Origin of the sequence: Ignisphaera sp., from assembly GCA_038735125.1 — an archaeon.
Taxonomy (GTDB): domain Archaea; phylum Thermoproteota; class Thermoprotei_A; order Sulfolobales; family Ignisphaeraceae; genus Ignisphaera.
This window is the reverse complement of the sequence record JAVYNU010000002.1, coordinates 1-13308: the sequence shown is the minus strand read 5'-3', so window position 1 is coordinate 13308 and position 13308 is coordinate 1. Positions and strand designations below refer to the sequence as shown.

At 41.6% G+C, this 13308-nt stretch carries 12 protein-coding genes; 4 read left to right on the top strand and 8 right to left on the bottom strand.

The window, feature by feature from the left end; genetic code table 11:
• The first annotated feature begins 229 nt into the window (after positions 1 to 229).
• From QW284_03325 to QW284_03310, 4 genes are all read left to right on the top strand, one after another.
• The gene (locus QW284_03325) at positions 230 to 2518 is read left to right on the top strand and encodes a hypothetical protein (protein MEM0338697.1); all 2289 of its coding nucleotides are present in this window, start codon (positions 230 to 232) and stop codon (positions 2516 to 2518) included.
• On the top strand, positions 2515 to 4074 hold the full coding sequence (locus QW284_03320; GenBank protein ID MEM0338696.1) for a hypothetical protein: 1560 nt from the start codon (positions 2515 to 2517) through the stop codon (positions 4072 to 4074). The genes QW284_03325 and QW284_03320 overlap by 4 nt, the downstream gene beginning before the upstream one ends.
• A 113-nt stretch (positions 4075 to 4187) precedes the next feature.
• Positions 4188 to 5573, top strand: coding sequence for an ATPase domain-containing protein (locus tag QW284_03315; protein ID MEM0338695.1), 1386 nt, complete (start codon positions 4188 to 4190; stop codon positions 5571 to 5573).
• Between the two features lie 86 nt (positions 5574 to 5659).
• Positions 5660 to 5914 (top strand): hypothetical protein, encoded by a 255-nt coding sequence (locus QW284_03310; GenBank protein MEM0338694.1) that lies wholly within the window; start codon positions 5660 to 5662, stop codon positions 5912 to 5914.
• A gap of 7 nt (positions 5915 to 5921) precedes the next feature.
• Here QW284_03310 and QW284_03305 read toward each other — a convergent pair whose 3' ends face one another.
• From QW284_03305 to QW284_03270, 8 genes are all read right to left on the bottom strand, one after another.
• Positions 5922 to 7418 carry a type II secretion system F family protein gene (locus QW284_03305; GenBank protein MEM0338693.1) on the bottom strand — a complete coding sequence of 499 codons (1497 nt, stop codon included), beginning with the start codon at positions 7416 to 7418 and terminating at the stop codon, positions 5922 to 5924.
• Between the two features lie 98 nt (positions 7419 to 7516).
• Positions 7517 to 9193, bottom strand: coding sequence for a type II/IV secretion system ATPase subunit (locus QW284_03300; protein MEM0338692.1), 1677 nt, complete (start codon positions 9191 to 9193; stop codon positions 7517 to 7519).
• 4 nt (positions 9194 to 9197) lie between these two features.
• Positions 9198 to 9908, bottom strand: a complete 711-nt coding sequence (locus tag QW284_03295; protein MEM0338691.1) for an ATPase domain-containing protein — start codon at positions 9906 to 9908, stop codon at positions 9198 to 9200.
• 6 nt (positions 9909 to 9914) lie between these two features.
• A complete protein-coding gene (locus QW284_03290) occupies positions 9915 to 10436 on the bottom strand; it encodes a hypothetical protein (GenBank protein ID MEM0338690.1) in 522 nt (173 codons plus the stop codon).
• 5 nt (positions 10437 to 10441) lie between these two features.
• Positions 10442 to 10924 (bottom strand): hypothetical protein, encoded by a 483-nt coding sequence (locus QW284_03285; protein ID MEM0338689.1) that lies wholly within the window; start codon positions 10922 to 10924, stop codon positions 10442 to 10444.
• Positions 10925 to 10929: 5 nt separating this feature from the next.
• A complete protein-coding gene (locus QW284_03280) occupies positions 10930 to 11814 on the bottom strand; it encodes a hypothetical protein (GenBank protein ID MEM0338688.1) in 885 nt (294 codons plus the stop codon).
• Between the two features lie 15 nt (positions 11815 to 11829).
• A complete protein-coding gene (locus QW284_03275) occupies positions 11830 to 12756 on the bottom strand; it encodes a hypothetical protein (protein MEM0338687.1) in 927 nt (308 codons plus the stop codon).
• The gene (locus tag QW284_03270; protein ID MEM0338686.1) at positions 12749 to 13003 is read right to left on the bottom strand and encodes a hypothetical protein; all 255 of its coding nucleotides are present in this window, start codon (positions 13001 to 13003) and stop codon (positions 12749 to 12751) included. The genes QW284_03275 and QW284_03270 overlap by 8 nt, the downstream gene beginning before the upstream one ends.
• Between the last annotated feature and the right edge of the window lie 305 nt (positions 13004 to 13308).

Below are 13308 nucleotides of genomic sequence, written 5' to 3'. Positions count from 1 at the left end.
AATAGTTAGCAACCATGTATTCGCGTCCAAAGTGTTCTTGAAATCTCTGCTATAAAGTAAATCAGGATATAGATCCTTCTTGATGACAAGTTTTAATTTGTTTGTCGCAAGCATTGAATAAGAAATCGAATTTGTTTGAACACAATGTTTCAATATGTGATGAGCTCTTCGGTCGCTATCCTTGGTTAAGCTTTTTTAGCTGTGTGTCAATTAGTTTGTAGTGTATGTTATGAGAAGCTCTATAGCATTTGTTATGATGTTGCTGATTGCTATAGATATGTTGATTACTGTACCTGCTAAAAGCCAAACCAGTTCCTCGGAAACGACAACAGCGTTATTCTATGGATCTGGAAAACCTCTTTTAAGATCTGTTCTAAGGGATTTGGTATCGTCAATAGCTAGAGGCGTTGAATCGTCTGTGTATCTGGTTGGTGGTATACCCAATTTTGTTGTCTATAAGGTCAACGATACCTCAACTTACTTAGGAATTGACATTGTATTTAATAATGCTAGCCTTAGCGAGTTGAACCCCAAATTTTTTAGCATTGAAATTGGAGGGTTCTATACAAAGACTGTGTATACCATTAATAACTCGGAGATAAGGCTGTACACGGCTCCACTCTATAACACATCATCTTTTTATATCTCAATTTGTTCTACATCGCCAAACCTTTTCAACACAATAACAATAGATTTAAAGCTTTATGAAAATTACTCGGTTCTCTACACAAGCAATAGAAAAATTGTTGCAGATGTTAATGGAATTATATTTGAGGTTTATACACTAGCGGAGAAAGCGGGTATTGGAACAGTGAACAGGTCTATAATCATCTCTGCGACTATCCCATCAGGACAGTGCGTAAACACTCTAATAGGTTTCGGCAACATCCTTGATGAAGTGGCTAACAATGTTGTGAAATATCTTGACTATACGAAAAACGCTTTCTCGGATGTTGTATCGCATTTTCCGGTTCCGCAAATGAGCAACCTTGAGTTGAAGAATCTCTACGTTTTATCCATCTACAACACAGTAAACATGATGACACATGGTGGTATAGAAGACAATTTGATTAATGTGTTGCCGGAGGAGGCCTCATCCTATGTATATCTATCGAAATTGTCTAACATAAGAACCGATGCTTCGTGGTTTGCAAAGAAATTCTATTCCAACCACAGCTTCTATATTGCCTTAGCCAGCTATATCTATTACTATCCAGAGAGCCTAAGAACAATGCCTAAAGAGCTTATAGAGGAGCTTATAGACTCTTTAACAAGACTTGTAGATGCATCGAATAGAAGTTCTGATTTGGCGAAGATATATAGTGCAGCCGAAATGGTTTACATGGCCGCTCAATACGTTGGAGATGGTTACACAGCCACTCGTGTAGAGGCTATAAGAAATGCTGTTGTAGATAAGCTGAAAAGTCTTTTTCTAGGCTATGCCTATGCCCCCTCAGCCGACTACAGGACTATCTCCCTTGACAACGTTATTGAAGAGGCTTCAATAGCTATCTATAGTGTTCCAAACTCTGATAAGCACATGGAATACCTGGCCAGCTTTATCTCGTCAACCAACATATCGTCAATGCCCATAGAGAGGAGATTTATTGTAGATGCACTAGAGGCTTTTTCAAGGTATGGTCATCTGGATCTCGTTCTAAGAATGATGCCTATCTACTACATGTATGTGCTATACCGTGGAATGCCATGCATAGACTTCTATAGGGTTGTGCTCAGAGGCTTTCTAGGAATACAGCCAGTTTTAGACACAATTACCTTCTCTCCCAATGTTCCAATGGCAATGACAAATACATCACTTGAAGCATACTTGTGTGGAAAGCCAATCTTTTTGCAATATCTTAACTGGGGGAGCAAACCCACTCAAATCTATCTAGACACCTTCTACTACCCTGAAACCGCCATACCATGCAATATTATCAACGGTTATAAAAGAGTTCTTATAGTTCTTGAAAAAATGTTTTTGGCACCTATATACATAAAACTGTTTATTGGGGGCATACCTGCGAAAAATAGTTTCCTAGAGCTCTACACAGAAAGTGGATATTCGGCATTTGGCTATACAAACGATAGTGGCACAGCTGTTTTCAATATTCCATGCAACGAAAAGTGGGTTACAATAAAACTGAATAACACTATGATATCGATAGATACAAGCAATTGGAATTGCAAAGAATTGGTGTTATCTGTCAATATTCCTATGGCATCTGCGCATAAGGAAGAGGAGATAGACATTGTTAACAGGACAATAGGTGGGGTGTTAAACAATGTTAACTCCATGATGATAGAGATTAACAGAACAAAGAATATTTTATCCCAGTTAACAATGCAGATCGAGAGCAACCTAAGCAGAATCAGCAAAGATGTTCAAACAATGCAAAAAGACCTTGACTTGCTGCATCAGAAGCAAAACATTTTAAATACGCTATTGTATATATCGTTAATTGTGGCGACATTCTCTCTCGCATTATCAATACTTTCATTGGCGAAGAGGAAATGAGAACACATATGAAGAATGCGACGTTTTCGATATGTTTACTAGTTTTATTGGTCTTTACAACACAAAGCTTCGTTAATGCAAATCTCCAAGGGTTAGGCAATGTGAATAGATATAGCTATGTTGTTTCAAACTGGTTTAACTGGATTGTTAAAGTCGATTTAGATGTTCCAGCAATTTTAGAGGTGGGCTCTATAGCAACTATAAATGCCTCTGTTACTGTTGTTGAGAAGGGTTTGGGAGAATTTCTGTCAATAACTGTTATCAGCATTATATTGGGCAAGATGTCAACGTCAGATTATGTTGGTATGCTAAGTAGGGCTGGGGAAAAAGCCTCTATATCTCTAAACATACCAATTGTTATTGACATATCCTTGAAACCTGGTGCCACAATTCCTTCTGCTCTTCAACTCGTTATGCAAGGATATATAGAGTTTGATAATGGGTCTAGAAGACAAGTGTCGTTTTCTCAAAACATTCCAGTAATGTTATTTGTTCCTCCATCCCCAGTCATAGCATTTGTGAATAGTATAAATATTGATAGTGGTGTTATTGTGCAGGTCACTATAAACAACTTTGATATTCAACCTATTTACAAGGTGTATGCAACTGTGTTCTCCAATTCCTCTATCCTTAAAACACAGTACAGCGACTCCATACCTGGAAACAGTAGTGTAACATTCTCTTTTCCAGCATATCTCGACCCAGGCATACACACAGTATATGTTAACGTGAGTTATATAACGTCGTATGGCATGTCAAGAAGTTTTGTAGTTGCAACAAGAATTGTCATACCGTTGAAGCCTAGAATATCGATACAGGCAAACGCAACAAATATAGTATATGGGCAAAGCATACTGATTAACGGGTGCATTGATCCCAAGGCAAGACTTGGAATTGTTTTAGAGTATAGTTTAAATGGTTTCGAATGGAACAACATCTCATCTGTTGAAAGCAATGAAAATGGCTGTTTTTACTATACATGGAAGCCAGACAGAGCTTTGGGCACAGCCTATGTTAGGGCAAGATCCATTCCTACAGAGCTCTATAAAGAGGCTATAAGCAATGTTATTGCCGTTAGCATTTCAAAGATTGTGCCTATCATCAAATTATCGACGAATAGCACAACCCTCTATGTTGGAGACCCCTATCCAACAATGCTAGTAACAGTTAACCCTCCAACGCCAATACCAATTACAATCATGTATAGAGAGCCTGGATCCACCACATGGGCTGTCTACACCTCTGCAAAAACAGATGAGAGGGGGAGAGCAGTTATACCACCTCTGCAATTTTTCTCAAAGCCAGGGACATACACATTCAAAGCCCTAGCCTCAGAGACAAACACAACGGCTTCGGCTGAAAGCAGTGAAATAAATGTGGTTGTTAGACAAATACAGCAGACGAACACAGTCCAAAACCAGATCTCGCAACAATCTCAACAAAACCCATGGCTGCTAAGCAAGGAAAACGCTGTGAGAATAGGAATAGTGTTGGCCTTGAGCATTGCAATAGCGCTTCTGCTTCTTGCCACTGGAAGAAGGAAGCTGTCTAGCTAAACAACAGTCAATTTCTTTATTGGCTACACATATTATATATGCTTTTAAATAGTTAGTTGTAAAGGGGTGTATGAAGACCTCAAACATGTTAAACAATTCTAGAGGGTTTGATTGTGACAGACAATGATTTCACCTTTGGCATCAGCACACTTGACAAACTTCTCAAACCTGTACTAGAGCCTCCATCTACCATTGTTATAGCTGGCCACCCAGGATCTGGAAAAACAACATTTGCCTCAACAATATGCTATGCAAACGCATTGAATAGCAAGAAATGTTTGTTTGTATCCCAGCAAGAGGATAAGCAGAAGCTGTATAGAAATATGAAGAGACTTGGAATGGATTTCTACGCCCTTGAATCCAAAGGGCTTGTAAAACACCTTAGCTTCCCCATATCCTCAGCAGTTGAGGAGATAATCAATGAGATAAGCTCTCTTGTTGCATCACAAGACTTCAGAGTTGTTGTCATAGACTCTGTCAACCCTCTTCTAAATGCTGTTGAAGGCGACCATGCTAAGAGAGCGTGGCTGCAAAACTACTTCTACAACCTACCCAAAACTATAAATGGCGTCTGCATTCTTGTGGCTGAGCTCCCGTTTGGCAGTAAATCTATTGATCTTGGCTCTATAGAGTTTGTAGCTGATGCGGTACTGATTTTAAAGCATGGAATAAAGAGCAATCTGCTTGTTAGAAAACTCGAAATTAGGAAGTCTCGTAGCTCTCCAATATCTGTAGCAGAAATACCGTTCTCAATAGTCGAGGGTAGGGGCATCGAGCTCTATGCACCTCCAATACTCGAGGAAGTAGCTAGAGAGGGTCCGGAGGTTGATGTTTTTTGCACTAAGCTGAGGAACATTATAAAGCACCTGCACAAAGGTATGACAGTATATATCTCCTACCCACCAGATGCAAGACCCCTAATATACATACCGATGTTCATAGGTATAGCGGTTCTAAATGATCTAAAGATTCATATTCTCTCATACCTCTATCCACCAGATGTGATAAAAGATCTAATACGCAAGAGCTTTTCGCAGACTGGTATAAGTAGAGAGGTTGTTGATAAGATTATCCAGGACTACATCAAAATAAGAAGCATAAATCCGTTTACCTACAGTACTGATGAGCTTGCAATTAGAGAGCTACTGATGATACCGAACGATGCAGACATAGTTGCTTTTCACGGCATTGAAATATTTGCTACAAGAAATAGAGAAGAGTATATCAGAAGTTTGTATAACGAGCTCAACTACTTGAGGAATATGGGTAAGCTCATTATTAGAATAGGGTCTATAGCAAATAAAGAGATATACGATATAAACTCTATGCTTTCAGATGTTGTTATTAGACATGATGTGGAGCAGATTGATGGTGAATATAGATATAAGATGTATGTATGGAGGAGGGGTGAGGAGCCCCACATCATAAAGCAAGAAGAGCTTGATAGCTGTCTTGAAGAGCTTGTTGATTTAATCAAGAGAAAGTTGATAGGGGGTTAGCAGTCAACTCTTTTTTGTAGATTTGGAGTAGCCCTCAGAAGCCAATTTAAAGTAATGCTCTTGCAACACACTATACTGTGTGTACCATGTCTGAGCATATCTGCGAAGAGTTTTTTGCTGCCATAAACAGGGTTGTCCCTGGCTACGGAAACTTTCTTAGACTATACATTTTCAGTTCCAGAGGCTCGAGTGCTGTGTGCAAGGATTTGTGCCATATTCTAGAGGCTGTAAAGGTTTTGTCGAGTGCTGAGACTGTAAACTGTATTGTGAAAGCTGTTTGCGTCTATGACAATAGTCTTTGTAGAGAGTTTAGGAAGTGCTTAGATGATTTATCGCCATGAGGAAGTTTTATGGTGTTATTTGTGGCAGCTGTATCATTTGGTATAGCATTTGCGAAAACATAGATGATATAACCATTGTCGCCCCACTTAGTATGAGCAGAATTGATGCGTGGAGCCATGCTGCTCCTGTGTATCCCCCTCTGGCAAACTGTAGGGCAAATGCGTTGAGTATTGTTATTGTGAATACAAGCCCTATTTTAATTGCTGTGATTATTGCAGGCTCTATGTATGTAAATGGAATTATCTGAACACTTCCTCCAGCTACAGCAAATACTTGTTGTAGTATTAGAGTTAGCGTGAAGACAAACTCTGCTAGAGCTACTATAAGTATTGTCAGTATGTATACAACCCCCTGGAATGCTCTTGCAACCTGCTCTCTCTGCTTCCTCAGATTCAGTATCCTCTGAATTGTTGTGCTAAGGGCCTCGCCAACCTTTACAGGGTCTCCACCAGCCTCTATAGCATCGTAGAATATGTCTATACCTCTTCTAACAGTCTCGCTACCTGTTTCACCAACGAAGTATAGAAAAGCCACCCTAGTGTCTATGCCATTTCTAAGCCTAGCATACAATTTTCTTAGATGCCTTGTCAAAAGACCTAGATCAGAGGCTAGAATGCTTCTAACGCTTTGGGCATAGTTCCTCAGGGTGCTGTATGTAAGCCCCAAACTTCTTATGAATACTGTGAAGAAGCTCTCAATATTTTTAACCTTGTTCTCTATCCTCCTCCCAATCAAACCTGGTATAAGTAGGAATAGCCCGTATGCCACAAGAAAATATGCTGGTTGCCCAAATCTAACAAGAGTGTAGAACCCTACCAGACTTGCAGCGGCTATTGATGTTGCCAAGGAGTATATGTACAACCTTATCTCAGGCATGTTAATCTTTAGATCGTGAACTATCGCTTGTCTAGGGAGAGACCTTCTTATCAGAACCACTAAAGCGGCTAATGCCACCATGGTTCCTATAAAAGATGTTATCACCATGTTTATTCCTCCGAAGAAGAAGGATAGCAAGACCATGTTAATCACTATGAATATGGCTGAGCTTATAGATGCTGTGTATATTCCTAGAAGAAGCTTTAGAGCCTCTAAAACCCTTGCATAGTCAGCCTCATAGCTAACAAGCATAGTGTTGTGCTCTATGTGGAGAAAAGTCTCCAGATCCTCGCCAACATTTATAGCCTCAGCTAATCTATTGAGAAAATCTGCGAAAAGAACATTCTCAACCTCTTTGGCCTGTAGCTTCGTTGCTATGACAAACCCATAGCCCCACCTCCTGCCAAGACTTGCAATTCTATTCAAAACCTGTGTGTATTTACCATATCCCTTGCCAGACACACTCCCAAGACTGAATATCCTTTCATGTGGAGGTTTTCCAGTTGAAACAGCGTACATATGTGTTGCTAGATAAAGCATATCCTCATCTATAACAGCTGTTATGCCTCTCCTCCTGAGAAAATCTATCACAAATCCGATTACGAGTGGCAGGGGGGAGAAAGCCAATAGAACAAAGTTTAGTGGTGGCGGTAGAAAAATGGCTATTATTGCTATGGCTATCGAGCTCCACAGATATGGACTCTTTAAAATGTTTCTACGGCGTGCTATACCAAACTACCTCTCTCAAGTCTTTTAATGGCTGTGTCCAGTCCAATCTCATAGGTCTTTATAATAGCGTTCCACACATCAAAATAGTTGAAAATCTTCTTCTCGACAAGAAGTCTTAGGAAGTATGCCCTCTGTTCAATCTCATCATAGATTTTTCTCATCTGGGTTCTTGAAATGCCTCTCATGGCAGCGATTTTGTTCTCGAGCAGATAGCTAGCTCCCCTACCCCTAAATGCAAATACGTCTCTGACTGGATCCCAGACAAAGACCGGTACATAGACTATAGCATCTGCTTTTGGGTCGTAGCCTATGATTTCATTCACACTAAGAACCCTTCTAACCATTATACCCTCTCTCCAGACAGCGCTCTGGATAAGAACAAAGTTTAGGTTGTCCATAAAGCTCTTTGGAATGTTTATAGGGTCTCCAGTGAGTCTCTGAACAACCCTCTCAACACTAGCAGCGTGAAATGTGGAGAGAACGGGGTGGCCAGTCTGCATAGCCTGAAAAGCTATTGCAGCTTCAGCGCCCCTAATCTCGCCAACGATTATGTAGTTTGGTCTCTGTCTCAATGCTGCTCTTAGCAAGTCGAACATTGTTATCGATGACTCCTTCACTCCAGTGTCTCTCGTTAGCTCTCTGACCCAGTTTAGGTGGGGTAGCTGAACCTCTGCGGTATCTTCAATAGATATCACTTTATATGTTGGTGGTATGAATACTGCTATAGCATTTAACGTTGTTGTTTTTCCACTCGCTGTCTCACCACATATGAACCCACTCATATTGCTGTTTAGCAAGATCCATAGATACGCCGCTACCCTTGCGTCCATGGTGTTCCAGGCTATCAACTGTGTTATGCTGACTGGTATCTTACTAAACTTTCTTATTGTGAAGTTGGAGCCGTGGAGACTGACATCATGTCCATAGACAATGTTTATCCTTGAGCCGTCTGGCAGTGTTGCATCTACTATAGGTCTTGCATGGGATATTGGCTTCCCGATCCTCTCAGCAAGTTTTATTATGAATGTGTCCAGCTCTTCCTCAGTCTTGAACTCAATATTTGTTTCCAGTGGCCCGAATATCTTGTGGAAGACATATACGTAGCCCAGCCCCCTACAAGTTATGTCTTCAAGCCAGGGATCCTTGGTAAATGGTTCTAGGGTTCCAAGCCCAATCTTATCTCTTACCACATAGTATTTCAGGTACTCTAGATCCCCTCTGTAAACAGGTACTGTTCTAGAATCAGGCTTTATCCTCTCATAGTTAACAGGGTCATCAACAACCTTTACAATTTTTTCCAGTTTTCTTAGAAGGATATTTCTTTTCTCGTTTGGATCCTCTGACACATCTTGTTCGGTGATTGTCTCGGCAAGCTTTAGCTCGATAATTCTGAAGAGGTTGGGATGGGGTCTGGGAGGCTCTATAGCAACATATTTTCTATAGCCGCTGACCGTCCCCTTGGGGGGCATGTAAACATGTATGTATATCCCGTCGCCTATGTAATATATAATGTTGACGTTTCTAAGCTTCTTCATATCATAGCTTAGCTCGTGAGCCTCGTAGAGAATTGGCATCCCAACCTCTTTTACCACACTATTCAAGTAGTTTAGCAGATATGGGTGTTCTCTAGCATGCTTCGCTAGCTTAGGGTCTAGAACTGTTTGCAACGCCATGTCTCTACGCCTTTGCAAGTGATAGTGGGAGAACCTTTATTCCGAAGGCTGGATCAACATCAAATGCTATCAGCGAGTCTACAGGTCCTAGAGCCCCCCTAAGCTTTACCACCTCCATAGCTTTTATCATCATACCCCCTATCTCCATCGCTCTCAGCCTTATATACCCATCACAAACACTTCTAGCCCTAATCATAATTTCCTCGCTTAGAACACCAGGGTGAACAGATAGTATAACCAGCTTATCTTGTGAAACAACATTTTTTGCTATAGTCAAAAAGTCTAGAACTGTACTTGTACTTGCATATACTGCTAGAACAGAGAAGGAGTCTACTATAAACAGATCCCAATCGCTCATAGTCTTGACCATGAAGTTCCCCACTATCTGAAGAAGAAGCTTTGCAATGTTTTTAGCCCATCTAGCCCCCTCCATATGCACAGGAAATATCTTTAGAAACCCCTTCAGAAAGTAGTTTGTCATATCAAAGCTCACCCTCTTTGCCTGAAGCAGAAGCTCTCTAACTGTAGACTCGGTTGTTATGTAGTAAACCCTTAAACCGCTCTTCAAAGCCCCGTATGCTATCTGCTGAACAACGACACTTTTACCCGTGCCATGATCCCCTTCAACCAGCAGAAGAGATGGCACCGGTATTCCACCTCCAAGCCTGGAGTCCAGCTCCTCACTACCGGTTGTAACAACATCTCTTCTAGCCAAGCACCATCACCCACTACTTAATGGAATAATAACCCTCTCCGCCCTTGAACACCCTGTAAAAACAGCTAGATAGCTGTAGTCTGCAGAGGTCAGCTGTATTGGTGGAAAAGCCTTTGCATAGAGCGTTTCGCCAGGTCTAAAAGGTCTTTTACTATAGGCCTCAAATGTTTTTGAGCCGACAGCAATGCTCTCAGCAACCCAGCAGCCAGGGGCTGGAGAGCCGCAGTATCTAAGCGAGTATGTATACTGGCTACTATTCGCATATAGAACTAGGGCCATGCCTAGATCATCTAGACTAGCCACTGTGCTGGGACCATCATTCTCAATAACAATTTCAATCGTATTATTGGGATATAGGGTTGAATTCACCAGCCTTATATATCCGCATTCCGTATGTTGGTTGCCTCTAGGTGTTGTATATACCTGGAGTATAGCATTGACAGTAACATATGTTGTGTATATGGCTAGAGCAACTATTGTGAACCCTATTATCGCTGCTGATATTGGCGATGATATCCCCCTGCCCATGTGGTTCACCCAGTGTATTGATATTCTGCAGAAACACCATTTGGAAGGGCGATTATTATTGTTGTTGGGATGGAGAATGATGTTGTGTTAAAAGCTTTAATAACTATTGTTTCCCCTACACCCCAAACCCCATCAGGAACAGTTTCTGTGAAATTCCATTTTCCGGGCCCCCCACCACTATTGTATGTTAGCAAAACTGTTTTGTAGGAGTCTTTCAAATATACATCTGTTTGCATCAGCTCTTGCAACGATATTGATCTTGCTCCCACGTTCTTTGCATATATGACGAAGTACCTAGTTGTAGAGGTGTTTATGGATGCCAGTACTATTGTTATTTCTGTCTGCAACCTGTCTTGAGCATTCTTAACAGTTAACCTCATTGCAGAGTCCATTACACCAAACTGTGATAGGAGGGCTGCTGACACCATGGCGGCTAGTATAACCCCTGCTGTCACAATTATTGCTGTGTTTATGCTTTCAGAAACCATCTTCTCTACCCAACCTCGCTATTCATAGTCAGTTTTAACACCTCTTCACTTGCCTCCCTATCCTCTATCCCAAAGACCTTTGCCAAGTTGTACATATGCAATATCTGCTCGTTGATCTTCAAACCAATCTTTCTAGCCTTGTACACAAACTCTATCACGCTAAGAATGATCCTCTCATCCTCTTCATCAACAGCGTTCACAGCTCTCATAAACCTTGCTATCTCCTCTATAACCTCTTTTGGAACTCTATTCAACATGTCGTCAACCCATTTAACAAGCTTTATCAGACCTGATAAACCAAGTTTTTTGTACCCCTTTAACACAACCTGTTTTGACATAGCCTCTATGTCCTCAACTGATGCTGCTCCCTGGTTTTCCCCACTCTCGCTAGACTCCTGGGGAGCGTTTTTCAACATACCTGCCAACATCTTCTCAAAATTCTCTATGATCTGGTTTGGCTTTGGGGCAGCTCCTCGAGAACTTTGTTGAGCATATGTTCTAAGAACATTGAATGGATTTGCAATCTCAGTGACAGCAGCTCTTATATCCACTAGAGCACTCTTCACTTCATCGATGCTCTTAACCATGTCCTCTCTAACCTTTTTAACCTCCTCCTCGACAGCATCTATTCTAGAGGAAAACTCCTTCAGTTTAGAATCAACAATTAGGGTCACATGCTCTGCAACAGCCTCTTTAATCCCATTGAAATCTATTTGGGGCTTCTGAGCCTCTTGAGGTGTTGGAGGCTGCTCAACTAAACTCTCCACAGCCACAGCCTCTTCAACGCTTTCAACCGTTTTCCTGCGTCTCATAAATGGGTGGACAAATACCCTACAGAAAATGCAGTTGCACGGCCATTCACCAGCTCTCTTCTCCCTGTTCTCAGCCATTGGTTTGTCCCCCTGCTAGATAGCTTTATAGCCTATGTACATCAATGTTGTTGCAAATGCCACGCTACCAAATAAAGCAAGTGATAATGATGTTCTGATAGCCAGTGCTATTATGGCGATTGCCAGGGTTGCTGCGAGCATTGCTATCGACATCCTCTTCAGCACTATCCTTGGGTGCGCCGATCCGAAAATTTTTGTAACTATTCTGCTGGCCAAGCTCTTCTTGTATTTGAGGTAGTATGGCTGTTTATAGAATATTGTTAGCCCCTCCTCCGTAATCTTGTACACTACAACAGATGTTTTTATGTTTATACCAAGGGGCTTGAGTATCTTGGCTAGCTTTTCCAACATCTTAGAGTTTCTCTCAACTCTCTTAAATATTCTTACACCATTTCTCTTGTCGCTAAACATCTCTATGTATGTCTTGGCCCTGTCTATGCTAAGCTTCATAGCATCTGCTATATCAGCAAGAGGTAGCTCACCATTTTTGCTGGTTGCAACAGCTATTAGAGCATCCATCAAATGCGTGTATTTGGTCATTGCAGATGCTATGTCTAGTATCATCTCCCTTCTCTCCTCTCTAGAAATCCTATGTCTCCAGCCATCGCCAACAACATTTTGGAGCCTTCTATAGAAATCCAATCCAGTGTCAGAAAGCTTGTATAGGTCCAGCCCACCATCAGACTCCTTGACAATTAGCCCCTTCGAAACAAGCTTTCTAATAGCGTCAAGAACAGACTTCTGCCTCTCGCCAAGAACAGACGCTATGTCCCTGCTGGTCATGGAACCCTTTATACCGAGGCATAGAACAATTCTTAGCTGTAGAAACCCCCTAGCAAAGTCTATGACAGAGTCGAGCTCCCTCAAAACTTGTAGCCTAGAGTCTAAGCCTAGCAGACCACTACCGCCAACCTGGTTGGGAACGCTGTCAAAGCTATCCATCCCTATCACCACCCCTAACAAACTCTATAAAAACGTCGATGAAGCTGGGAGAGGATATGTTGACACCAGACAGTCTATAGCCCTTGAAAACCCTTGCCAAAGCACCAACAGCCCTACCAATCTCACCCACCGAGACAGAGCCCAAGAAAGTAACCCTAACAACTACCCTATTACCAGCACACTCAACATCTACATCAACCACACCACTAGCATCCCTAATAACAGCAAGCTCTTTGGCTAAACCCATTTTCACTCCCACCAGAAAATATGTGGCAGTAGACAAAGAAACAGAAACCGCCGGGAAGAAGAGACCCAAAAGAGGCTATTTATAGAAACCCGCAGTAGTAGCAGTAGCAAACACCTTGAACAAGCCAGGGGACTACACATTAACGTGCTGGCGCCTCCACATTCGATTGCTTGATCTGCCTACCCTCCTAGGCGTGTGGTCGCCTCTATGCACTAATCTTGAATATTCTTGAGGAGTGCCAAATTTCTTGGGACAGGTGAATGGGATGAAGATGAGAACGAGACTGTTGAGGGGTATTGTGGGTA

Excerpts from the sequence above, each read along its gene's own strand:
- QW284_03275 (MEM0338687.1), bottom strand. The coding sequence starts at position 12,756 with ATGGATAGCTTTGACAGCGTTCCCAACCAGGTTGGCGGTAGTGGTCTG.
- QW284_03320 (MEM0338696.1), top strand. The coding sequence starts at position 2,515 with ATGAGAACACATATGAAGAATGCGACGTTTTCGATATGTTTACTAGTT.
- QW284_03285 (MEM0338689.1), bottom strand. The coding sequence starts at position 10,924 with ATGGTTTCTGAAAGCATAAACACAGCAATAATTGTGACAGCAGGGGTT.
- QW284_03300 (MEM0338692.1), bottom strand. The coding sequence starts at position 9,193 with ATGGCGTTGCAAACAGTTCTAGACCCTAAGCTAGCGAAGCATGCTAGA.
- QW284_03290 (MEM0338690.1), bottom strand. The coding sequence starts at position 10,436 with ATGGGCAGGGGGATATCATCGCCAATATCAGCAGCGATAATAGGGTTC.
- QW284_03325 (MEM0338697.1), top strand. The coding sequence starts at position 230 with ATGAGAAGCTCTATAGCATTTGTTATGATGTTGCTGATTGCTATAGAT.
- QW284_03270 (MEM0338686.1), bottom strand. The coding sequence starts at position 13,003 with ATGGGTTTAGCCAAAGAGCTTGCTGTTATTAGGGATGCTAGTGGTGTG.
- QW284_03310 (MEM0338694.1), top strand. The coding sequence starts at position 5,660 with ATGTCTGAGCATATCTGCGAAGAGTTTTTTGCTGCCATAAACAGGGTT.
- QW284_03280 (MEM0338688.1), bottom strand. The coding sequence starts at position 11,814 with ATGGCTGAGAACAGGGAGAAGAGAGCTGGTGAATGGCCGTGCAACTGC.